The sequence below is a fragment of the Vibrio sp. McD22-P3 genome (genome assembly GCF_021568915.1).
Classification (GTDB): Bacteria; Pseudomonadota; Gammaproteobacteria; order Enterobacterales; family Vibrionaceae; genus Vibrio; species Vibrio mediterranei.
Map to the genome: position 1 here is coordinate 213,272 of NZ_JAKGTN010000007.1, position 18,573 is coordinate 231,844.

The following is an 18,573-nucleotide window of genomic DNA, read 5'->3' on the forward strand; positions in this document are numbered from 1 at the left end:
AATGGAATACGCAAAAAAAATCATTAACCCTCGTCCAGAAGTAAACGAAGAGCTCATCGCAAAATGTGCAGAAATGACTGATGTTTTGAGCGTAAGTGCGGTCTTTAGTGATGCGTTTAAACGCGATGGTGTTATGGATCACGAGATCAAATTCCGTTCATCAAACAAGCCATTTATTGGTACTGCACTTACTGTAAAACTTAAGCCAGGCGACATCGTTGATTGTCTTCCAATCTTCGACATTGCTAAACCGGGCGATGTGGTTGTTATAGACGCAAACGGCACACCAAATACCTCAATCTGGGGTGGCTTAATGTCTGGTCTAGCTCGCGCTGCAGGTGTTGTCGGTGCAGTTGTTGACGGTTCTGTTCGTGATACTGATGAGTCAAAAGTGCTCGGTTTCCCAATCGCATCTCGCTCTGTATCGCCTCGCGCAGCACACTCCGCAGAGACTGGCCGCACTGAACCAATCGAAATCAACGTACCAGTTGTTGCTGGTGGCCAAATTGTTAAACCTGGTGACCTAGTGGTTGCAGATGAGCTAGGTGTAACCGTAGTTCCTTACGAATTTGTAGAAGAAGTTTATCCAGCAGCTAAACAGCTTGCTGAAAATGAAAAGAAAGTGCGTGAAGAGATTCTTAACGGTGCAACAGTAGAGCAGCTTCTAGCTAAGTTTGGCCGCATCTAAACAATGATAGAGGCCCATTGAAAAATGGGTCTCTTCAGAGGGATATTCCATTGATCATTACAATAGATACTGGCACTACCAATACTCGCGTAGCGCTATTTGATGGTAAACAACGCGTTGATCTGGTTAAGGCGAATATCGGTGTTCGTAATACCAGTATCGACGGCAATAATCAGCAATTGATTAGTATTATTGCCAATGCTATTAGTCAGCTGAAAAAGACTCACTCTCTGCAAGATTCGGATATTGAAGCCATACTAGCTGCTGGGATGATTACCTCTAACTTAGGTTTATACGAGGTTCCACATCTTGTCGCTCCAGTTTCTCTCGAGAGCTTTGCCAACAACATCAAATCGGTCGTGATTCCAGAAGTTTCAGCTTTGCCAATCCACTTTATACCAGGCGTGAAAAACCTCGACACTGAAAACCTTCAGTCTGTTGTTGGTTTGGATATCATGCGAGGTGAAGAAGTTGAAGCACTAGCGATTGTTGATTTGTTCAACATTGAACAGGACGCCATAATTGCTCTCCCTGGTTCACACTCAAAGTTTGTTGCGGTTGATTCTAAGCAGACAATTAGAGGGTGCTGCACCACGCTTGCTGGTGAATTAAATGCCATCGTGACGCACCACACCATTCTTACCAACTCATTGGAAGACCGTTTTTCTGATACGTTGTGCAACGACTCTCTATTAGAAGGTTATCAATCGGCTGACCGTTATGGTCTTGGTCACGCTCTGTTTATGATTCGACTTCAGGAACAATTCGGTGGCAAACAGCATGAGCAGCTCGCCAGCTTCCTAATCGGTGTGATACTGCATTCTGACATAAAGGCTCTAAGCTCCGCTCCACAACTGCACTTTAACTCAGAAACTCCAGTGTACATTGGTGGCTCAGGATTGCTCTGCGAAGCGACCTCTACGCTACTTAATTACCAATTCCCTGATAACTCTGTGACTCGCTGTGAAGATGTTCATGACTTGTCAGCTATTGGCTCTATTTATGTCGCCCAGAAGGCGAACCTTATTTAGTCACTCACCCCAAGTGACCTTTCTGGAGCTTTCGACCCCAATCGAAAGCTCCTTTATTGTTTTGGAGACTCACAACATGAAAGCTCTGACCTATCAGCCTTCCATCGATAAGTTTCAGATTCAGGATTTGTCTATTCCTACTCCTAATACTCATCAAGTCTTGGTAAAAGTTCTTGCTTGCAGCTTAAATCCCGTCGATACCAAAATTATAAACTGGCACACATTGGTGAATGACATGAAGGACGATTTTGTTGTAGGCCTCGATGTGGTTGGTGAAATCGTCACTATCGGCGACCAAGTCGACAACTGGAAAGCTGGGGACAAAGTGCTATTTCACGGCAATATGTTTAGCCAGCATGGTGGCTTAGCCGAGTTTTGCTTACAAGACCATCGTACATTAACACGACTACCGAATGTTCCTATTGCAATGGCTGCCTCCACACCTTGTGCAGGTTGGACCGCGTGGCGAGCGTTGTTCGACAAACTGAAGATAAAAAACCGTAACTCAATATTCATTGCCGGCGGTTCTGGTGGCGTGGGTAGCTTTGCTATTCAAATTGCCAAGCATTTTGGGCTTGAGACAATTATCACGACCTGCTCTGGTCGCAATATTGATTACGTTAGAAGCCTCGGCGCTACTCATATCATCGATTACCAAGCACAAGATGTGGTTAAAGAAATCATGGCAATAACTCATGGTTCTGGCGTTAATATCGCCCTTGATTGTGTGGGTGGCGAATCTGAGTTTTATTGTGCGGAGGCACTGGAATTTGACGGCGAGATGGTAGAGCTTGTCGGAACAGCAGACCTAAACCAATATCGACAAGCCAAAGCAAGAGGTATAGGAGTTCATCAACTGAGTCTGGGCGCTGGCTACAATAATGGCATCAAAGGTCGGAACTCAATTTTAAAGGCGGGAGAGTCATTCAACCTATTGCTCAATCAAAACGCGATTAAACCTCCTCACATTCAAACCATCGATCTTGAACAAGCAGCTCAAGCGCTAATGGAAATGAGAAAGCAGAGGACGGTTGGCAAAATTGTTGTCATGTTCCCAGAGGCTGAATAAGGAGAAAAGCTATGGTGCGTTCTGTCAGGGGAGAATGGTATCTACTTATCGCTACTCTTTTTGCTGCCGTTGGCTGGGTCGCGTCAAAATATGTTTTACAAGAGATGGCTAGCAGCGCCTTTATCGGGGGGCGTTTTCTTATTGCTAGCGGGCTATTGCTTCCTTTTTGTTGGAAGGAACTAAGACATATCTCGATGACATTGACTCTGAAGCTGAGCGCCATCGGTATCTTGCTAGCATTATCGATTCACGTTTGGGTCTACGCTGTCAGCATCACCAAAAGTCTCTCCGAGGGAGCATTTATCATGAGCTTGGCGATGATTATTGCTCCGCTCACTCGCTGGGTATTGTTCCGGCAACGTCCCAACAGAGCATTCTGGCTTTCCTTGCCTATCGCTATAGTAGGCATGGTCTTTCTCACCCTGACAAATGGTTGGAGGATTGATATCAGTCAGGGGTATTTTTTGCTTTCCTCCTGCCTTTTGTCCGTTCATTTTGTCTTAAACAAACGCGCCAGTAGCGCCGCATCCCCATTATCTTCTATTTGTTTGCAAATGTGGGTGGTAGGAATGAGTGGTTTGCTACTTTATCTCATTCATGGTGCGCCTTCCCTGCTTTACTCTGGCAATACTTGGGTTTGGTTCGCAATCGCGACTTTTGTCGCAACTGCATTGAGATACTTAACTCAGACTGTAGGTCAGCACTCAGCCAATATTGAAGTCGCAGCACTAATTATGATCTTGGAGCCTATATGGACACTGATTATGAGCGTAGCCTTACTCGGTGAATCACTAAGTGGCTACAAATCACTCGGTAGTGGATTAGTCGTATTGTCCTTGTATCTTTATATTCGTCTTTCTAGGCGGAGGTAGTGTGCGTTTCAGGAAGCAAGTTAAAAGCATTCAAAACCGTTTCTTTTGAATGCTTTTAGTTTTATCGATTAATGAACACGAAGTCTGTCGGTACTGGACAAAGTATTATTTGAGGGTTTTGCTGTAACTTTCCATTTTGTTTGTCGATCTTAAACCGAGCAATCGTGTCAGAGTTTTGGTTACCCACAACCACATAATTTCCATTAGGTTCTATTGATAAGCCCCTCGGAATACAACCTTCTGTCGAAACCCAGTCGATTGCCGTCACCTTGCCAGATTCTCCGCACACAGCATATACCACGATACTGTTCATTCCGCGGTTAGTGGCATAGATATAACTCCCATCGTCATTAATACAAATTGCTCCTCCAGTATTACCTCCTACGGGAACTTTGCCTGGATTGGTTGGGTCAAATATCGGTCGTTGAAAGTCTGTGTCTGCTGGTAGCAAAGACGTTGATTGTTTCCAAACCATACTCCCAGTCGCTTCATTAACAATGAAGACATCTAACGTTGACGACAACTCATTGAGTACAAAAGCAAACTGACCATTGGGATGATTGACCATATGGCGAGGTCCACTACCAGAAGCCACTTGTGTTGAAGCTTGAGCGATGGGAGACAGCACCCTATCTTCTTGCTGTATTGACCATGTGTAAATTTTATCACTCCCTAAATCGACGCCAAATAAGAACTTTCCTGAAGGATGGGCCGTCATCATATGTGGATGTGATGCTGATTGACGATTAGGGTCGGCACCTATTTTGTCCAACGTAATAACGACTTCATCAGCCATTAAACCGATTGAACCGTCTTGCTCAATTTGATGAGCAATAAAGTTTCCGGTTCCATAATTGGCACTTACTAAATAGCGGCCACAAGGCGTAACTTCGCAATGACAAGGCCAATTACCATTGGTCGATTGCGTGTTCAAAAAGGTTAATAAACCGGTGTGAGCGTCTATTCGATATGCACTAACTCGACCTTCCATCTTCCTATCATCCACGCCCAGTTCATTGACACAATATAGGATGGACTGATCGCTATTACATGCTAGATAAGAAGGATTGGCCGATTTCATGACTTGAATAAGTTCATGGTTACCGCTGTCGTCAATCTCATACACTGATATGCCCTTGGCTGTACTAACCGTGTCTGAACCGGGTGCAGAATGAGGGTAAGTATAGCTAGCTACATACATATACTTCTTGTGTGTCGACGGACTTTTATGAGCATCAATCATTCAATATTCCTTTTACAACATCACCTAAGCGAAGAAACTTCGCTTAGGTGAAAGGTCTTTATGCTTTCGCTGAGCTTAGTTCGCTCTGCTCTTCTTCGTTCGACTGCGCTTTCCAGTGCTGCTCAATCTCTTCAAGCGACATTCCTTTGGTTTCTGGCATCACCTTGAGTACAAAAAAGATCTGCGGTACCAAAATTAGAGCAAAGAAAATGAAAATTGCACCAACTGGGATGATTTCTCGAAGCATCGGGAAGAACTGGTTCAAGAATGCTTGGCACACCCAAATAGTGATAGTGGCAATGGCGACAGCTCGGCCACGCACTTTAGTTGGAAAGATCTCGTTCATGATAACGAACTTGATAGGTCCCATTGAGAAGGCGAAGAAGGCCACAAATGCACACATCAAGAATACAAGAGCAAAGCCCGTGTCATAGTTATTCAAGAACAGAATACCAATCGCTGTATGAGCCAAAATCACGCCAACAGTACCTGTAAGAAGCAGCTTTTTACGACCGGAAATATCCATAAGCCAAAGCGCCACTACGGTAAAGAGCACATTCACGATGCCGATGATAGCAAAGCCGCCTAACGAATCACCCAGTGAAAGTCCTGCTTTTTCAAGAATGGTAGGCCCATAAAAGAACACAACTGTGATCCCACTCATTTCAGAGAAGATTGATAATGCAACGGCAATCGTGAGTGCCGTTTTATAACCGCCCTTAAATAAATCAGAGAACTTACCCGTTTCTTCCGAGATAACCTCTTTAATTTCACTGATCTGCTTTGATGCCCATTGCTTTCCAGCCACTCGTGAAATGATCTGTTTTGCTTTATCTTCTTGGCCGTTACTAATCAGCCAACGAGGTGACTCTGGGATTAATAAACAAAGTAGTACAAAGAAAATGCCCGGGATACCTTCCGCCAAGAACATTCCACGCCAAGGCTCTGAACCGAACAACCAGCCTAAGGTACCTTCTAACTCTCCGCTTGCGATAAGAGAGTCTGACCAGTTCTTAATCGCTGCGTTAGAGAAGAGTGATATCATTATCCCAACAGTGATAGCGAACTGGAACAAAGTAACCATTCTACCCCTTACATTGGCTGGAGAGATTTCAGCAATGTAGAGAGGTGACACCAGCGTTGCAACGCCCACGCCAAAGCCACCAATTAATCGATAAAAGATTAACGAGTTAGCATCGGAGGCAAACGTACAGCCCATCGCTGAAATGAATAGCACTAACGCGGCCAAAAATAAGTTGTTTTTCCTACCAAAACGGTCACTGAGTTTCCCTGCAACCGCCGTCCCTGCAATAGCGCCAACTACCGCACTACTAACGAAAAAGCCTTCTTGCCATGGCAAAAATCCGAATTGAGCTTTTACCAGACTTATCGTCCCTGAGATAACAATTAAGTCAAACCCAAAGAAGAATCCACCTAAGGCAGATACTAAACAGATAAACCACAGGTAGTGATTACTCCCACTCATATTTTTTCATTCCTTTTGTTTGTTATTTTTAATTAAAAGCTTGGTTTGTTTACCCATTTCCCTAGAGATGGAATGAGCCGTTGTCCTAGCCAAGCAATGCACTCTTTAATTCTTATCGTTATAGGTAATTCAGCTGTTGCACTGTCCTGAGGTTGGTAACCGATCTGTTGAGCCGAACTTTCAAGACACCATTTCATGCCTTTGTTGTTTGACATCAGGTTAACAACGACATGACCTTCAACTTCGGCAAAAAGCGAGCGCTCCATTCCATGCAGATAGTCTCGGTCACTCAGCCACATTAGTTGCCCCCAACGCCCCATTTCCATGTGCGCACCAGGCTGGTTATCATGAGTCCATTGAGTCCAGCCAATTCTCGCGCTGACCACACTCATGTCATATTGCTCACTAAAGAAATTCCCCATACGCTCACCAACTAATTTGGTTACACCATAAGGGTTTACAGGATTAGGTAAGATGTCAGGTGTAAGGCGAGCATCGATAAATCGATAGCCACCTACAACCCAATTGGAACTGGCAAATACAAAACGTTTCACGCCATGTTTTGCAGCTGCTTGAAAAACATTGATAGTCGCATCGATATTATTAGGAATTGCAGAGTCCCAATTACATTGATTATCTCGGTCTGCAGCTAAATGGACTACACCATAACAATCTGCAAAGACATCCGCCCAAGCGTCATCATATTGGGTAATGTCACCAACAATAATTTGGGGGTTATCACTTGGTCTTATATCAAGACCCCACACATCCAGTTGATCGTTTTGCGATAAGTACTCATATAGCTTGTTTCCCAGATGACCTGTCGCACCTGTTATCACAATTTTTTTCATACATTCACTCTATATTAAACTCATTAACATTTCGCAAACTAATATATCAGATGTTAGATATGATATTTCGATCAAGGTCATGTTTAGAAAAAAGCAGTTTAATAACCCAAATTAGTTCACTAACAAGAAACAATAAATTACAGAAAATTGACTTAGTAGCCATTAAATCTAAATGGATTTACTAGATAGAGTGATATGTAATTCAGAATAGAGGAGTAGCAGGATACGAACCTTAAACAAAGCTTGACCGAATTAAAAATCTAAATCGCCGTTCTATAAAGAAAGCGGATACTTTATAAAAATGTTGCAAATTTAACCGGAAATTAAAGAGATATTTTATTTAGGTCAATTAAAGCTACTTTGTTAGACTTCGCGCTTTATTTCCCTTGAGTAATGTATGCTCATAAGCATCGTCTTACTAATCACCGACTGATGTAAGGACTTTTCATGATGACAGATGAAGAAAGAATCGAACTCCAACAAAATAACCCATTACATGGCCTTAAATTAGAAACAATGTTGCAAGAGCTAGTGGACTTTTATGGGTGGGACATTCTTGACACAGCGATGCGCTTTAACTGCTTTCATACTAACCCGTCGATTGCTAGCAGTGTGAAATATCTCAAGAAGACCGAGTGGGCACGAGAAAAGTTAGAGAACTTCTATCTGTATCGTTTTAAGCGTATGCCTCGTGCCTCTGCTGAAGAGTACGATTTACCGCCACGTGCGCGCACTTTTCCTCATGGATTAGAACCTAAAGAACCAATGGCACTGACGGTTGATTCTATTTTGAAGTCTCAAGCTAAAGCTGCCTCTGCTTTCAAAAACCGCTCATCTCGTGGACGTCATTCTCGCTAATAAGCACATTCATAAACTATGAATAGACAACAGCCGCAACCTTTTTAAGGGCGCGGCTGTTATGATAATAAATAGCAAGAAAATTGCTTACAGAGACTTCACTCGTGTTGGTAGAAACACTTCTCCCAACATACATCTCACGCTACCTCCACCAATGTTCTCAATGGTAGAAACATCAAAAGGAAGCAGTTTTCCGTGGGTAGACAATTGCTGTTTTTGTGCAGGATTGAACGCATCGAATGCGGATTTAGACATCGCGATCACCTTGTCACCATTAACCGTTTCAAGTTGCAAAATATTGCCGCAAAACTGATTAACTTGCTCAAGTGTAATATCAATCACCTGCTTTGTGTTTGCCAAAGACTTCACTACAAATCGACGTTCGTATTCAGGGATCACTTCTGAGCAAATCACCGCAAAGTGCTCACCAACTGCCATCATCACATTGGTGTGGTAGATCGGTTGCCCAGATGGCAGCGCCGTTTGAAATGATACGACGCGATGATAACCAATGCGCTTGGCGTAGTCTTCGAGAGCTTCACGCTCACATCGTTGAGAGAGTGCCGCATAAATCGTTTTGTTAACATGATCTTTTACCATCACACCCGTGCTCTCCAAAAAAGCACCTTGCTCGATGTAATTGGTCAAGGAGTCCACAGCGACTACTTTTCTTCCCGCAGCTCCAAGACTATCAATCAGCGCCTGTGGCCTCACTTCTTGTTGCCGATTCTTACAAGCCATGGGGAAGGTATAGAAGGCACCTTCATGGGTGGTGCTAAACCAGTTGTTCGGAAAGACTGCATCAGGTGTTTCACTGGCATCCATAGGATAGTCAAACTCAACCACTTGAACGCCAGCGCGGCGCAAGCCAGAGACCATCGCTTTAAACTCAGACATTGCATTTTGCTTCACAGAACCGGCATCAAGAGAAACTTGGTGTTGAAATTCATTATCGGCAGCTGTCTGTGCATTAAAACCAAACTCCTTCGGCGGTACCATCACCACACAATTGGCATTTTGAATTGATTGACCAAGATGCGTCGGCTCAGTTGTTTCGATACTAACTGTCATTCCATGATTCATAGAGGATCCACTTAACTACTTTTGCGTGCAACAATCTTTAAATTGTAAATAATGTGTTAAATATTAATTTACTGAATACATGACTTTTTCGTTTTTTCAGTACTGTTAATTACTGTTTATCTTTAAAAATACAGTAATAATCACTGCCACCTTTGCCGTAAACCTACTTTCATCAACGGAGTAAGTTAACGGTAAGATGAGAGTCACAGCCAATATTCTGCTGTTAAGTTGCTACAATTGTTGAGCAGTTTGGTTAAAGGTTATACACTGTTTCATATCTGAATTTTCAGACTTCTTTCTCTTGTTCTAACCCGCGAAATGGATCTTTCGCCATGTAAAATTACATTATAAATTCGCTCTTACTATTACTCTTATCCTCGGATTGGAGGATTTTCTGTCTCTTCTCGAAAGCCCTGAATGAACGTTGAAACACGGGCTTTCTAACGATTTAGGTGAATCATGTTTAAGCGCTTTGAAAATTTCACAGAAGCTTTTCCAAAGCAAGAACCCGATCAGCCGCCTGAGGGCATTTTTGCCTTTTGTCGACACTACACACGTGGCTTTGAAAAACCATTACTGCTTATGGCGCTGCTCAGCACGACAGTGGCTATTATCGAGGTTGCCCTTTTTGGATTTATGGGTGAGCTTGTTGACTGGCTGACTTCGAGTAATCCTGAAACCTTTATGGATGAAAACGGCGCAACACTTATGTGGGTGGGTCTGGTGATATTGTTTGTAATGCCTGCGTTAATCTTGGTGTATTCATTAATTACGCACCAAACCTTGCTCGGCAACTACCCAATGTCTATCCGATGGCAAGCGCACCGTTACTTACTCAAGCAAAGCTTATCGTTTTATCAAGATGACTTTGCTGGACGTGTCGCTACTAAGGTGATGCAAACGGCTCTTGCTGTACGTGAAACCGTCATGAAGACGGCGGACGTGTTTATCTATGTTTCCGTTTACTTTACTTCCATGTTGGTAATTTTGGCACAAGCTGATTTACGTCTAATGTTACCTATGCTTTTTTGGCTTTTTGCATATATTGGTATCCAAATATACTTTGTACCAAAGCTCAAAAAAGTGGCGTCTGAGCAAGCCGATGCACGCTCTTTAATGACAGGTCGTATCGTTGATAGTTACACCAATATCTCTACCGTTAAACTGTTTTCGCACAGCCGTCGTGAAACTGAGTATGCGGAAGAAGGCATGGAAGGCTTTTTAGATACCGTTCATCGTCAAATGCGTTTGGTTACTGGCTTTGACGTTGCCGTTCAACTGGCCAACTACATTCTACTGTTCTCAATCGCAGCAATTTCTATCTACCTGTGGATGGGCAGTGCGATTACCGTCGGCTCAATTGCTATCGCAATCAGTTTAGCACTACGTATTAACGGGATGTCGATGTGGATCATGTGGGAAGTGGGTGCACTGTTTGAAAACATGGGTACGGTTGTTGATGGTATTAAAACCCTATCAAAACCTATCGCTATCCAAGACGAACCAAATGCTAAACCAATTAAGGTCGATCAAGGCGGTATTGAGTTCGATGACGTCAGCTTCCACTATGGTGAGAACAAAGGTGTCATCAGCAATTTAAACCTCAATATTAAACCAGGTGAGAAAGTCGGCTTAGTCGGTCGCTCCGGCGCAGGTAAATCCACCTTAGTGAACTTGCTACTGCGTTTTCACGATGTTGAAGGTGGCAGTATTCGTATTGATGGACAACCCATTGATAAAGTTACCCAAGATTCACTGCGCAGCAAGATCGGAATGGTGACGCAAGATACATCGCTGCTTCACCGCTCGATTCGTGACAACATCTTATATGGTAAGCCTGATGCAAGCGAAGAAGAACTTTTGGCTGCAACTCGCCAAGCTCATGCACATGAGTTCATCGATACCCTAACCGACCCATTTGGTAACGCAGGCTACGATGCTCAAGTAGGTGAACGTGGTGTAAAATTGTCTGGCGGTCAAAGGCAGCGTATCGCTATCTCGCGTGTACTGTTGAAAAACGCACCGATTCTTATTTTGGACGAAGCCACCTCAGCACTTGATTCCGAAGTAGAAGCGGCCATTCAGGAAAGTCTCAACGAGTTAATGGAAGGGAAAACGGTTATCGCGATTGCGCACCGACTCTCTACTATTGCCGCAATGGATCGCTTGATTGTTCTGGATAAAGGTGAAGTCATTGAGGAAGGTTCTCACCAAGAGCTTATTAACCACGGTGGTATTTACGCGCAGCTATGGGCTCACCAAACTGGTGGTTTTATAGGTGCGGATGAGGACAACGAACAAGATATCGTTGCCTAACCCTCCCCCCTGTGAAAAACGGAGCTCATTCGAGCTCCGTTTTTATTTACACTTTTATTTCAATAACATATGATAACAAACCTGCAACAATGTGACCCACTTTTGAAATTTACACTCTCATCAGATTATGCAAACTTTTTCCTACCCAGATCAGTATTTGGTTTGCCATTGATGCGCATTATAACTCTGTCGTTATAAAAAAGGAGTTGTTATGTTTTATGTTCATATGCTGCTACTTTTGGCAGTAATATTTGTAGGTATTCGGTACGGTGGTATCGCTTTTGGTTTGCTAGGCGGACTGGGCGTCTCCATTTTAAGCTTCTTCTTTGGTATCGCACCGGGACAACCTCCCATCGGTGTTATGCTTATCATCCTTGCTGTCGTTGCTGCTTCCGCTACATTGGAAGCCACAGGCGGCCTCAAACTGCTAGTAAAGTACGCTGAAATCTTGTTGAGAAAGCACCCTTCAAAGGTGGTTTTTCTCGGCCCTCTATGTACTTACTCTCTAACAGTTCTAGTCGGAACTGGTCACTCTGTTTACCCACTGCTTCCTGTTATCTATGATGTCAGCATCAAGCGTGGAATTCGCCCCGAGCGTCCAATGGCCATCTCTACCATTGCGTCGCAAATGGGTATTACTGCAAGCCCAATTGCTGCAGCGGCGGCTGTAGTTATGGCAACAGCGGCCACTAACAACTTGGACATTACTTTAGGTCAGGTATTGCTCGTCACTATTCCGGCGACTCTTACTGGCGTTCTCATCGCGGCGACGTGGAGCCTTAAGCGTGGTAAAGATCTTAACGATGATCCAGAGTTTTTAGAACGTTGTAAAGATCCACAGTTTAAAGCGCAATTAATTGATACTAGTGAAGCAAGTACAGGTACTGCTGGACAACAAGAAGATCAAAAAGCAAAACGAGGACTGACAGTCTTCTTGCTCGGTATTCTAACGGTTATCTGCGTTGCCATGTTTGGCAAAGATTTAGGACTACTGCCTGATGGCGTGAGTACATCCACAGCACTGCAATTTTTGATGCTGTCGGTCGGTGCCATTATCTTGCTAACCACAAATGTTGACCCTAAAAAAATCGTCAATACCAATGTGTTTATTGCTGGTATGAGCGCCGTCATTATCATCTTTGGTATTGCTTGGATGAGTGACACCATCATTGCTCACAACAAACCGTACATTATTAGCCTGGTTGAAGATGTCGTTCAAACTCATCCTTGGACATTTGCTATCGCCATGTACGCCTCTTCGGTATTCCTTAAGAGTCAAGCTGCCGTTCTAACCATCATGTTACCGCTTGGTTTTGCTTTAGGTATTCCTGCAGAAGTACTAATCGGTGTACTACCGGCTTGTTACGCTTACTACTTCTTCCCATTCTATCCGTCAGACTTGGCAGCCATCACGTTTGACCGCTCTGGAACAACGAAAATCGGCAAATACATCCTGAATCATAGCTTCTTGATCCCAGGTTTCATTGGCGTATTTGTGGCAACTTGTATTGGTTATGCACTATCTACCGGCGTATTGCCAATCTGGTTATGGGCTATTGCGGTTGCTGGATTAGCCTTCGCTGTAAACAGCTATATGAATCGTTTGAGCAGTGAAACACTTAAACTGGCTTAATCGATAATCACCACACTTCAAACGGAGCAATTTAGCTCCGTTATTTTTATATAGATGCTAACAACCACTCTTCGTAAAGCTCGCTGTACTGCTTTTAGCCAAAATTTACACCCTGTAGCACATTGTGAACCCTCTCACAGGCAGCAGAATCCTCTCTTAGTTTTCAATTAGTTATTTTTGCGCTTAGTGTTTGTTATGCCCATAAAATCCACCATGTAGCAAAAATGTTACAAAACTGACTATCACAGCCCTTCTTTGCTAAATCCTTGACTCAGTTTCTTTTTCTTCGCTAATTAGCCAAATTTTATAGAGGAACCACGCTTTACCAATAGAAAGCTCCTCATCATAAAAGGAGCGCAATGACTATCAAAAGGAAACCTACATGAGCATCAATTTTAACCCTCTCGGCACCGACGGATTTGAGTTTGTGGAATATACCGCAGCAGACGACAACGGCATCAACGATCTCAAACGTCTATTTGACTCCTTGGGGTTTGCAGAAATTGCTAAGCATCGTTCCAAGGAAGCCTGGCTATACCGCCAAGGTGACGTTAACTTTATCGTCAATGCACAGCCTCACAGCCAAGCAGAGGCATTCGCTAGAGTGCATGGCCCTTCTGTGTGTGGAATGGCCTTTCGTGTAGAAGATGCAGGTAAAGCCATGGCTCACGCTTTGGAAAATGGTGGTCAACAATACGTGACCGAAATTGGTCCAATGGAACTCAGTATTCCCGCCATCTATGGAATCGGCGAAAGCTTACTATATTTTGTCGATCGTTATGGCAGCAGCAGTATTTACGATGTTGATTTCAAATTCTATCCCGATGCCGACAAGCGATTGGCAGAACAAGACGTGGGTTTATACGAACTTGACCACCTGACCCATAATGTTAAGCAAGGACACATGGATGTGTGGTCAGGATTTTACGAGCGTATTGGTAACTTCAGAGAAATTCGTTATTTCGACATTGAAGGCAAACTGACGGGTCTTGTCAGCCGAGCTATGACCGCGCCTTGCGGGAAAATCCGAATTCCAATTAACGAGTCCTCTGACGATAAATCACAAATTGAAGAGTTCATTCGTGAGTACAACGGTGAAGGGATTCAGCACATCGCTCTGACAACCGATGATATCTACCAAACAGTGCAAACGCTTCGCGATCGTGGGATGGACTTTATGCCAACCCCCGATACCTATTACGAGAAGGTTAACGACCGTGTGGTAGGCCACGGCGAAGATGTTGACCGCCTCCAAGACTTGAGAATCCTCATCGATGGCGCTCCAATGAAAGATGGTATCTTGTTGCAGATCTTTACGCAAACCGTTATTGGTCCAGTGTTCTTTGAAATCATTCAGCGCAAAGGCAATGAAGGGTTTGGCGAGGGTAACTTTAAAGCGCTGTTTGAGTCCATTGAAGAAGACCAAATTCGTCGCGGGGTACTTAATGATGCGTAAGTGGCCAACGTTCCCTCATCGAGAGGGAACTTACTCCAAACAGGCGCACGCCGATTTTCCTGAAGAAGCCATCTACGAGCGAGAGGCGGGTCGCGAGGGGTTCTTTGGTCCCGCAACCCACTTCCATCACCAACATGCTCCTACTGGCTGGACAGAATGGGAAGGCGAGCTCAAACCGCGTGCTTTTAACCTCAACAATATAGAGAGTGCGCAGCAAACATCACCATGGTCGATACCCACCGTACTGGAAAATAACGAATGTAAAATTCGAGTCTGGCGGCTGCAAGACGCCATGTCCCACCTCGTTCGCAATGCTGATGGGGATGAGCTGTTGTTCATTCATCAAGGCAGCGCTGACCTATATTGCGATTATGGTCATCTAGAGGTCTCTGACGGAGATTACGTCCTGATTCCCCGCTCCACTAATTGGCGCCTAGAACCGCATAGTCCAATGTTCTTATTGATGATCGAAAACACAGGGTCGGCTTATGCGTTACCTGACAAGGGTATCGTCGGTCAACACGCGGTGTTCGATCCTGCGGTTCTTGAGCCACCAGCCATTAACGACAAGTTCAAAGCTCAATACAGTGAAAATCAGACTCAAGTACAGCTGAAACGTGGTGGCAAAGTGAATGTCATCACCTATCCCTTCAACCCTCTGGATGCGATAGGCTGGCACGGTGATTTGTCAGTGCTAAAACTCAACTGGCGTGATATTAGACCTTTGATGTCGCACCGTTATCACCTTCCTCCTTCAGCACACACCACCTTTGTAGGAAACGGCTTTGTGGTCTGTACTTTTGTCCCTCGACCGATTGAAAGCGACCCCGGAGCCCTGAAAGTACCGTTTTATCACAACAACGATGATTACGATGAAGTGCTGTTCTATCACGCGGGCGATTTCTTTAGCCGTGACAATATTGAAGCGGGGATGATGACGTTCCACCCAGCAGGCTTTACTCACGGACCACACCCGAAAGCCTTCCAAGCCGGAAGAGAAGCCAAGAAAACCTTTACTGATGAAGTGGCAGTGATGATCGATACCCGCAACGCGCTGCATCATAGCCCAGAAGCGGCAAACGTTGAGAATAACCAGTACGTCTATAGCTGGAAAACAGGAAAATAATATGAAGTTAGCCACATTAAAAGATGCCTCTCGCGACGGCCAACTCGTCGTCGTGAGCCGTGACTTATCACAATGTATTGCAGTGCCTGACATCGCACACACACTGCAATCCGCACTCGACAACTGGGAGCAAACTAAGCCTTTATTAGAAGAGGTGTACCTAGGACTCAATCAAGGGATCTTGCTCCAAGCTATGCCATTCGACCAAAACCAGTGCGAATCACCATTGCCAAGGGCCTATCAATGGGCGGATGGGTCAGCCTATGTCAATCATGTCGAACTGGTTCGTAAAGCCCGCGGAGCAGAAATACCAGACAGCTTTTGGACTGATCCGTTGATGTACCAAGGTGGTTCAGACACTTTTCTCGCCCCAAGAGGTCCCATCGTAATGGAAAGCGAACAATGGGGCATAGACTTTGAAGGCGAAGTTGCAGTTGTGACCGGCGATGTCCCTATGGGTTGCTCGACCGCACAAGCCTCTGACGCGATTCAGTTGCTGATGCTGGTCAATGATGTTTCGCTTCGCGGCCTTATCCCACAAGAACTCGCTAAAGGGTTTGGTTTCTTTCAATCGAAACCATCCTCGGCGTTCTCTCCCGTTGCAGTCACGCCTGATGAATTAGCAGATGCGTGGCAAGATAACAAAGTGCATTTACCGCTTGTTTCTGTCTACAACCGTGAACCTTTCGGTCACCCTAACGCTGGGACCGACATGACATTCGACTTTGCCCAATTGGTTGCTCATGCTGCTAAAACTCGTCCTTTGTCAGCTGGCACTATCGTTGGCTCTGGCACCGTCTCTAACAAGCAAGGGACAGAATATGGCACCTCTATCGAAGAAGGTGGCGTCGGCTATTCATGCATTGCAGAGCGGCGCATGATAGAGACCATCAGAGATGGTAAACCAAGCACATCGTTTATGCATTTTGGTGACACGATTAAGTTGGAAATGCTCGATAAAAACGGCCACTCCATCTTCGGTTCCATTGAACAGGTGGTGGAAGCATACAAGGATTAACCATGACTCAATTTGTACTGTATGAGTATTGGCGCTCGTCTGCCTCTTATCGGGTACGAATTGCTTTAAACCTGAAGCAGTTACCTTACCTATCCATGCCTATTCATCTGCTTAAAGATGGCGGAGAGCAACATCACGCCATGTATGCAGAGCTCAATGCCAACGAGTTAGTACCGACGCTGGTCGATAATGATTTTGATGGTGAAAAACTGGTACTGAATCAGTCTCTCACCATTATAGATTACCTAGACGAACGTTTTCCTCGGCCGCGGTTAACGCCCGTTTCAGGCCGCGAACGTTATCTCGTTACTGCATTGGCTCAAGACATCGCTATCGATTTACATCCCATCAATAATCTACGCGTTATCCAAAAGCTCAGTCGAGACTTTGATTTGAGTGAGGCGGGTAAAACCGAATGGATGCAATATTGGATTGAACTTGGTTTTCATGCACTAGAGAAAAAGCTCATCGATGTGCATGGAGAGTATTGTGTCGGTGATAGCATCAGCTTAGTAGATGTTTGTCTGGTCCCTCAGCTCTACAACGCAGAGCGGTTTGGCGTAGACATGAGCCCGTTTCCAATCATTACATCAATTTGTTCGAAACTTTGTGAACATCCAGCTTTTGTTGCCGCAGAGCCAGAAAGGCAACCCGATGCCAGTTAATGAAAAAGACCAGCGTCAAATGCTGGTCTTTTTTTGCTATTCAATAAATTAGGCCAGATTAGATGGCGGCCAAGGTCGATGCTGCTCAGAGTCGACCCATTCCTGTACCCATTGTGGCGTTTCGTTGTCTGCAGGACTTACGCCTGCGGCATCCACTACATCAAGCGGCGCAACGATGCCTTGTTTTGATGTGACACCCGCTCGAATCAAAACCGATGAGCAAGGCTCGCCTTTCACCCACATAGACTGTTCGAGGTAAAACCACTTGTCATCTGTTGCGACGCATTGGGTTTTCATGGTGATTTTATCAAACATGTGGACTCGCTTTCGATAACGGACTGAGCTGCCTGCAACGACTAGTCCCCAACGTTTTTTCTTTAACGTCGACATCAAGCCACATTTTACAGATAACGCCGTACGTCCGAGATCATATAAGGTTAGTATGCGGCCATTGTTGAGCTCAAGAAACAGATCGATATCCCATGGATGGCAGCGAAATTGGATTTCATCTTGTTGTGTGTAGGAAAGTGTTGGCTGCTTTTTTGATTGAATAATGGTTTTTGCCAACCGGAAAAAAGGGTACATAGGGTTACTCATATTACTGATTGACCTATAAACATAGACCTAATTTGGAGGTTTTACTCTAATATCTCTTATTTTTGTGAACATAACGTTAACTATGGCAATCAATACCTGTAACATTAAGATGTTACCAATCGTGGATTGAACAATGACGATATCGCCAATTGCTGTGCGCCTCACTCGCGGAACTGATTTGAAACAAGCATTGCATAAGCTGGTTGCTGAACACCAGATCCAAGAAGGTTCCATTGCCTCATGCGTCGGTTGCCTGTCACAAATATCTATGCGTTTAGCAGGAGCAGAGCACACTCTTAAACGCTCTGAGCCATTTGAAATTGTCTCTGTGATGGGAACTCTGACGCCTGAGCATCAACATGTGCACATTTCTGTCGCTGACAGCAAAGGCAATGTATTGGGAGGACACCTCTTAGAGGAGAGCATCGTTGATACGACAGCGGAGCTCATTGTGCATTGTTATCCAGAACTGATGTTCGAACGTGAGATAGACAAAACAACTGGGTATACCGAACTTCACGTTATTTCAAAGGATTAACCGTAAAAGCTACATCCAACGTAATATCTATTAGTGGATTATA

The 18,573-nt window shown here is 44.5% G+C and carries 17 protein-coding genes; 12 read left to right on the forward strand and 5 right to left on the reverse strand.

Annotated features, from left to right (window positions below):
* Position 1 precedes the first annotated feature (1 nt).
* The 4 genes from L2W36_RS10635 (at position 2) to L2W36_RS10650 (ending at position 3,660) form a co-directional block, all read left to right on the forward strand.
* Entirely contained in the window at positions 2-688 is a 687-nt protein-coding gene (locus L2W36_RS10635) for an RraA family protein (RefSeq protein ID WP_006070181.1), read from the forward strand.
* A gap of 50 nt (positions 689-738) precedes the next feature.
* Positions 739-1,719, forward strand: a complete 981-nt coding sequence (locus L2W36_RS10640) for a 2-dehydro-3-deoxygalactonokinase (RefSeq protein ID WP_236110007.1) — start codon at positions 739-741, stop codon at positions 1,717-1,719.
* Between the two features lie 76 nt (positions 1,720-1,795).
* Positions 1,796-2,788, forward strand: a complete 993-nt coding sequence (locus L2W36_RS10645) for a zinc-binding dehydrogenase (RefSeq protein WP_236110008.1) — start codon at positions 1,796-1,798, stop codon at positions 2,786-2,788.
* Between the two features lie 11 nt (positions 2,789-2,799).
* Entirely contained in the window at positions 2,800-3,660 is an 861-nt protein-coding gene (locus tag L2W36_RS10650) for a DMT family transporter (protein ID WP_107306644.1), read from the forward strand.
* Between the two features lie 61 nt (positions 3,661-3,721).
* Here the strand turns inward: L2W36_RS10650 and L2W36_RS10655 are convergent, their stop codons facing one another.
* Genes L2W36_RS10655 through L2W36_RS10665 form a run of 3 tightly spaced genes read right to left on the reverse strand, consistent with a single transcriptional unit; the run spans position 3,722 to position 7,240 of the window.
* Complete coding sequence (locus L2W36_RS10655; RefSeq protein ID WP_236110009.1) at positions 3,722-4,903, reverse strand: lactonase family protein; 1,182 nt, start codon at positions 4,901-4,903, stop codon at positions 3,722-3,724.
* Positions 4,904-4,961: 58 nt separating this feature from the next.
* Entirely contained in the window at positions 4,962-6,389 is a 1,428-nt protein-coding gene (locus L2W36_RS10660) for a sugar porter family MFS transporter (RefSeq protein WP_062461884.1), read from the reverse strand.
* A 32-nt stretch (positions 6,390-6,421) separates the two neighbouring features.
* Positions 6,422-7,240, reverse strand: coding sequence for an NAD-dependent epimerase/dehydratase family protein (locus tag L2W36_RS10665; protein ID WP_006070187.1), 819 nt, complete (start codon positions 7,238-7,240; stop codon positions 6,422-6,424).
* Between the two features lie 447 nt (positions 7,241-7,687).
* Here L2W36_RS10665 and L2W36_RS10670 point away from each other — a divergent pair, with 447 nt between their 5' ends.
* Positions 7,688-8,098 carry a VF530 family DNA-binding protein gene (locus tag L2W36_RS10670; protein WP_062461879.1) on the forward strand — a complete coding sequence of 137 codons (411 nt, stop codon included), beginning with the start codon at positions 7,688-7,690 and terminating at the stop codon, positions 8,096-8,098.
* A gap of 87 nt (positions 8,099-8,185) precedes the next feature.
* Here the strand turns inward: L2W36_RS10670 and L2W36_RS10675 are convergent, their stop codons facing one another.
* Positions 8,186-9,169: an arginine deiminase-related protein gene (locus tag L2W36_RS10675; protein WP_107306647.1), complete on the reverse strand. Its 984-nt coding sequence runs from the start codon at positions 9,167-9,169 to the stop codon at positions 8,186-8,188.
* Between the two features lie 471 nt (positions 9,170-9,640).
* On the opposite strand from L2W36_RS10675, the gene L2W36_RS10680 reads away from it, so the two are divergent.
* The 6 genes from L2W36_RS10680 to maiA all read left to right on the forward strand — a co-directional run bounded on the left by L2W36_RS10680 (position 9,641) and on the right by maiA (position 17,395).
* Positions 9,641-11,497, forward strand: coding sequence for an ABC transporter ATP-binding protein (locus L2W36_RS10680; RefSeq protein ID WP_038230834.1), 1,857 nt, complete (start codon positions 9,641-9,643; stop codon positions 11,495-11,497).
* A 211-nt stretch (positions 11,498-11,708) separates the two neighbouring features.
* The gene (locus L2W36_RS10685; RefSeq protein ID WP_236110010.1) at positions 11,709-13,130 is read left to right on the forward strand and encodes an anaerobic C4-dicarboxylate transporter; all 1,422 of its coding nucleotides are present in this window, start codon (positions 11,709-11,711) and stop codon (positions 13,128-13,130) included.
* Positions 13,131-13,512: 382 nt separating this feature from the next.
* Positions 13,513-14,586, forward strand: a complete 1,074-nt coding sequence (gene hppD, locus L2W36_RS10690) for a 4-hydroxyphenylpyruvate dioxygenase (RefSeq protein ID WP_006070192.1) — start codon at positions 13,513-13,515, stop codon at positions 14,584-14,586.
* Positions 14,579-15,712: a homogentisate 1,2-dioxygenase gene (locus L2W36_RS10695; protein ID WP_171390255.1), complete on the forward strand. Its 1,134-nt coding sequence runs from the start codon at positions 14,579-14,581 to the stop codon at positions 15,710-15,712. Before hppD ends, L2W36_RS10695 begins: the two co-directional genes overlap by 8 nt.
* A 1-nt stretch (position 15,713) precedes the next feature.
* The gene (locus L2W36_RS10700) at positions 15,714-16,730 is read left to right on the forward strand and encodes a fumarylacetoacetate hydrolase family protein (protein ID WP_107306649.1); all 1,017 of its coding nucleotides are present in this window, start codon (positions 15,714-15,716) and stop codon (positions 16,728-16,730) included.
* Positions 16,731-16,732: 2 nt separating this feature from the next.
* Entirely contained in the window at positions 16,733-17,395 is a 663-nt protein-coding gene (gene maiA, locus L2W36_RS10705; RefSeq protein ID WP_088877724.1) for a maleylacetoacetate isomerase, read from the forward strand.
* A 48-nt stretch (positions 17,396-17,443) separates the two neighbouring features.
* Here the strand turns inward: maiA and L2W36_RS10710 are convergent, their stop codons facing one another.
* Entirely contained in the window at positions 17,444-17,992 is a 549-nt protein-coding gene (locus tag L2W36_RS10710) for an acyl-CoA thioesterase (RefSeq protein ID WP_236110011.1), read from the reverse strand.
* A gap of 133 nt (positions 17,993-18,125) precedes the next feature.
* Between L2W36_RS10710 and L2W36_RS10715 the strand changes: the two genes are divergently transcribed.
* Positions 18,126-18,530, forward strand: a complete 405-nt coding sequence (locus L2W36_RS10715; RefSeq protein ID WP_236110012.1) for a PPC domain-containing DNA-binding protein — start codon at positions 18,126-18,128, stop codon at positions 18,528-18,530.
* Positions 18,531-18,573 lie beyond the last annotated feature (43 nt).

Excerpts from the sequence above, each read along its gene's own strand:
- L2W36_RS10680 (WP_038230834.1), top strand. The coding sequence starts at position 9,641 with ATGTTTAAGCGCTTTGAAAATTTCACAGAAGCTTTTCCAAAGCAAGAA.
- L2W36_RS10685 (WP_236110010.1), top strand. The coding sequence starts at position 11,709 with ATGTTTTATGTTCATATGCTGCTACTTTTGGCAGTAATATTTGTAGGT.
- L2W36_RS10650 (WP_107306644.1), top strand. The coding sequence starts at position 2,800 with ATGGTGCGTTCTGTCAGGGGAGAATGGTATCTACTTATCGCTACTCTT.
- L2W36_RS10645 (WP_236110008.1), top strand. The coding sequence starts at position 1,796 with ATGAAAGCTCTGACCTATCAGCCTTCCATCGATAAGTTTCAGATTCAG.
- maiA (WP_088877724.1), top strand. The coding sequence starts at position 16,733 with ATGACTCAATTTGTACTGTATGAGTATTGGCGCTCGTCTGCCTCTTAT.
- hppD (WP_006070192.1), top strand. The coding sequence starts at position 13,513 with ATGAGCATCAATTTTAACCCTCTCGGCACCGACGGATTTGAGTTTGTG.
- L2W36_RS10660 (WP_062461884.1), bottom strand. The coding sequence starts at position 6,389 with ATGAGTGGGAGTAATCACTACCTGTGGTTTATCTGTTTAGTATCTGCC.
- L2W36_RS10695 (WP_171390255.1), top strand. The coding sequence starts at position 14,579 with ATGCGTAAGTGGCCAACGTTCCCTCATCGAGAGGGAACTTACTCCAAA.
- L2W36_RS10665 (WP_006070187.1), bottom strand. The coding sequence starts at position 7,240 with ATGAAAAAAATTGTGATAACAGGTGCGACAGGTCATCTGGGAAACAAG.
- L2W36_RS10715 (WP_236110012.1), top strand. The coding sequence starts at position 18,126 with ATGACGATATCGCCAATTGCTGTGCGCCTCACTCGCGGAACTGATTTG.
- L2W36_RS10670 (WP_062461879.1), top strand. The coding sequence starts at position 7,688 with ATGATGACAGATGAAGAAAGAATCGAACTCCAACAAAATAACCCATTA.
- L2W36_RS10710 (WP_236110011.1), bottom strand. The coding sequence starts at position 17,992 with ATGAGTAACCCTATGTACCCTTTTTTCCGGTTGGCAAAAACCATTATT.
- L2W36_RS10655 (WP_236110009.1), bottom strand. The coding sequence starts at position 4,903 with ATGATTGATGCTCATAAAAGTCCGTCGACACACAAGAAGTATATGTAT.
- L2W36_RS10675 (WP_107306647.1), bottom strand. The coding sequence starts at position 9,169 with ATGACAGTTAGTATCGAAACAACTGAGCCGACGCATCTTGGTCAATCA.
- L2W36_RS10700 (WP_107306649.1), top strand. The coding sequence starts at position 15,714 with ATGAAGTTAGCCACATTAAAAGATGCCTCTCGCGACGGCCAACTCGTC.
- L2W36_RS10635 (WP_006070181.1), top strand. The coding sequence starts at position 2 with ATGGAATACGCAAAAAAAATCATTAACCCTCGTCCAGAAGTAAACGAA.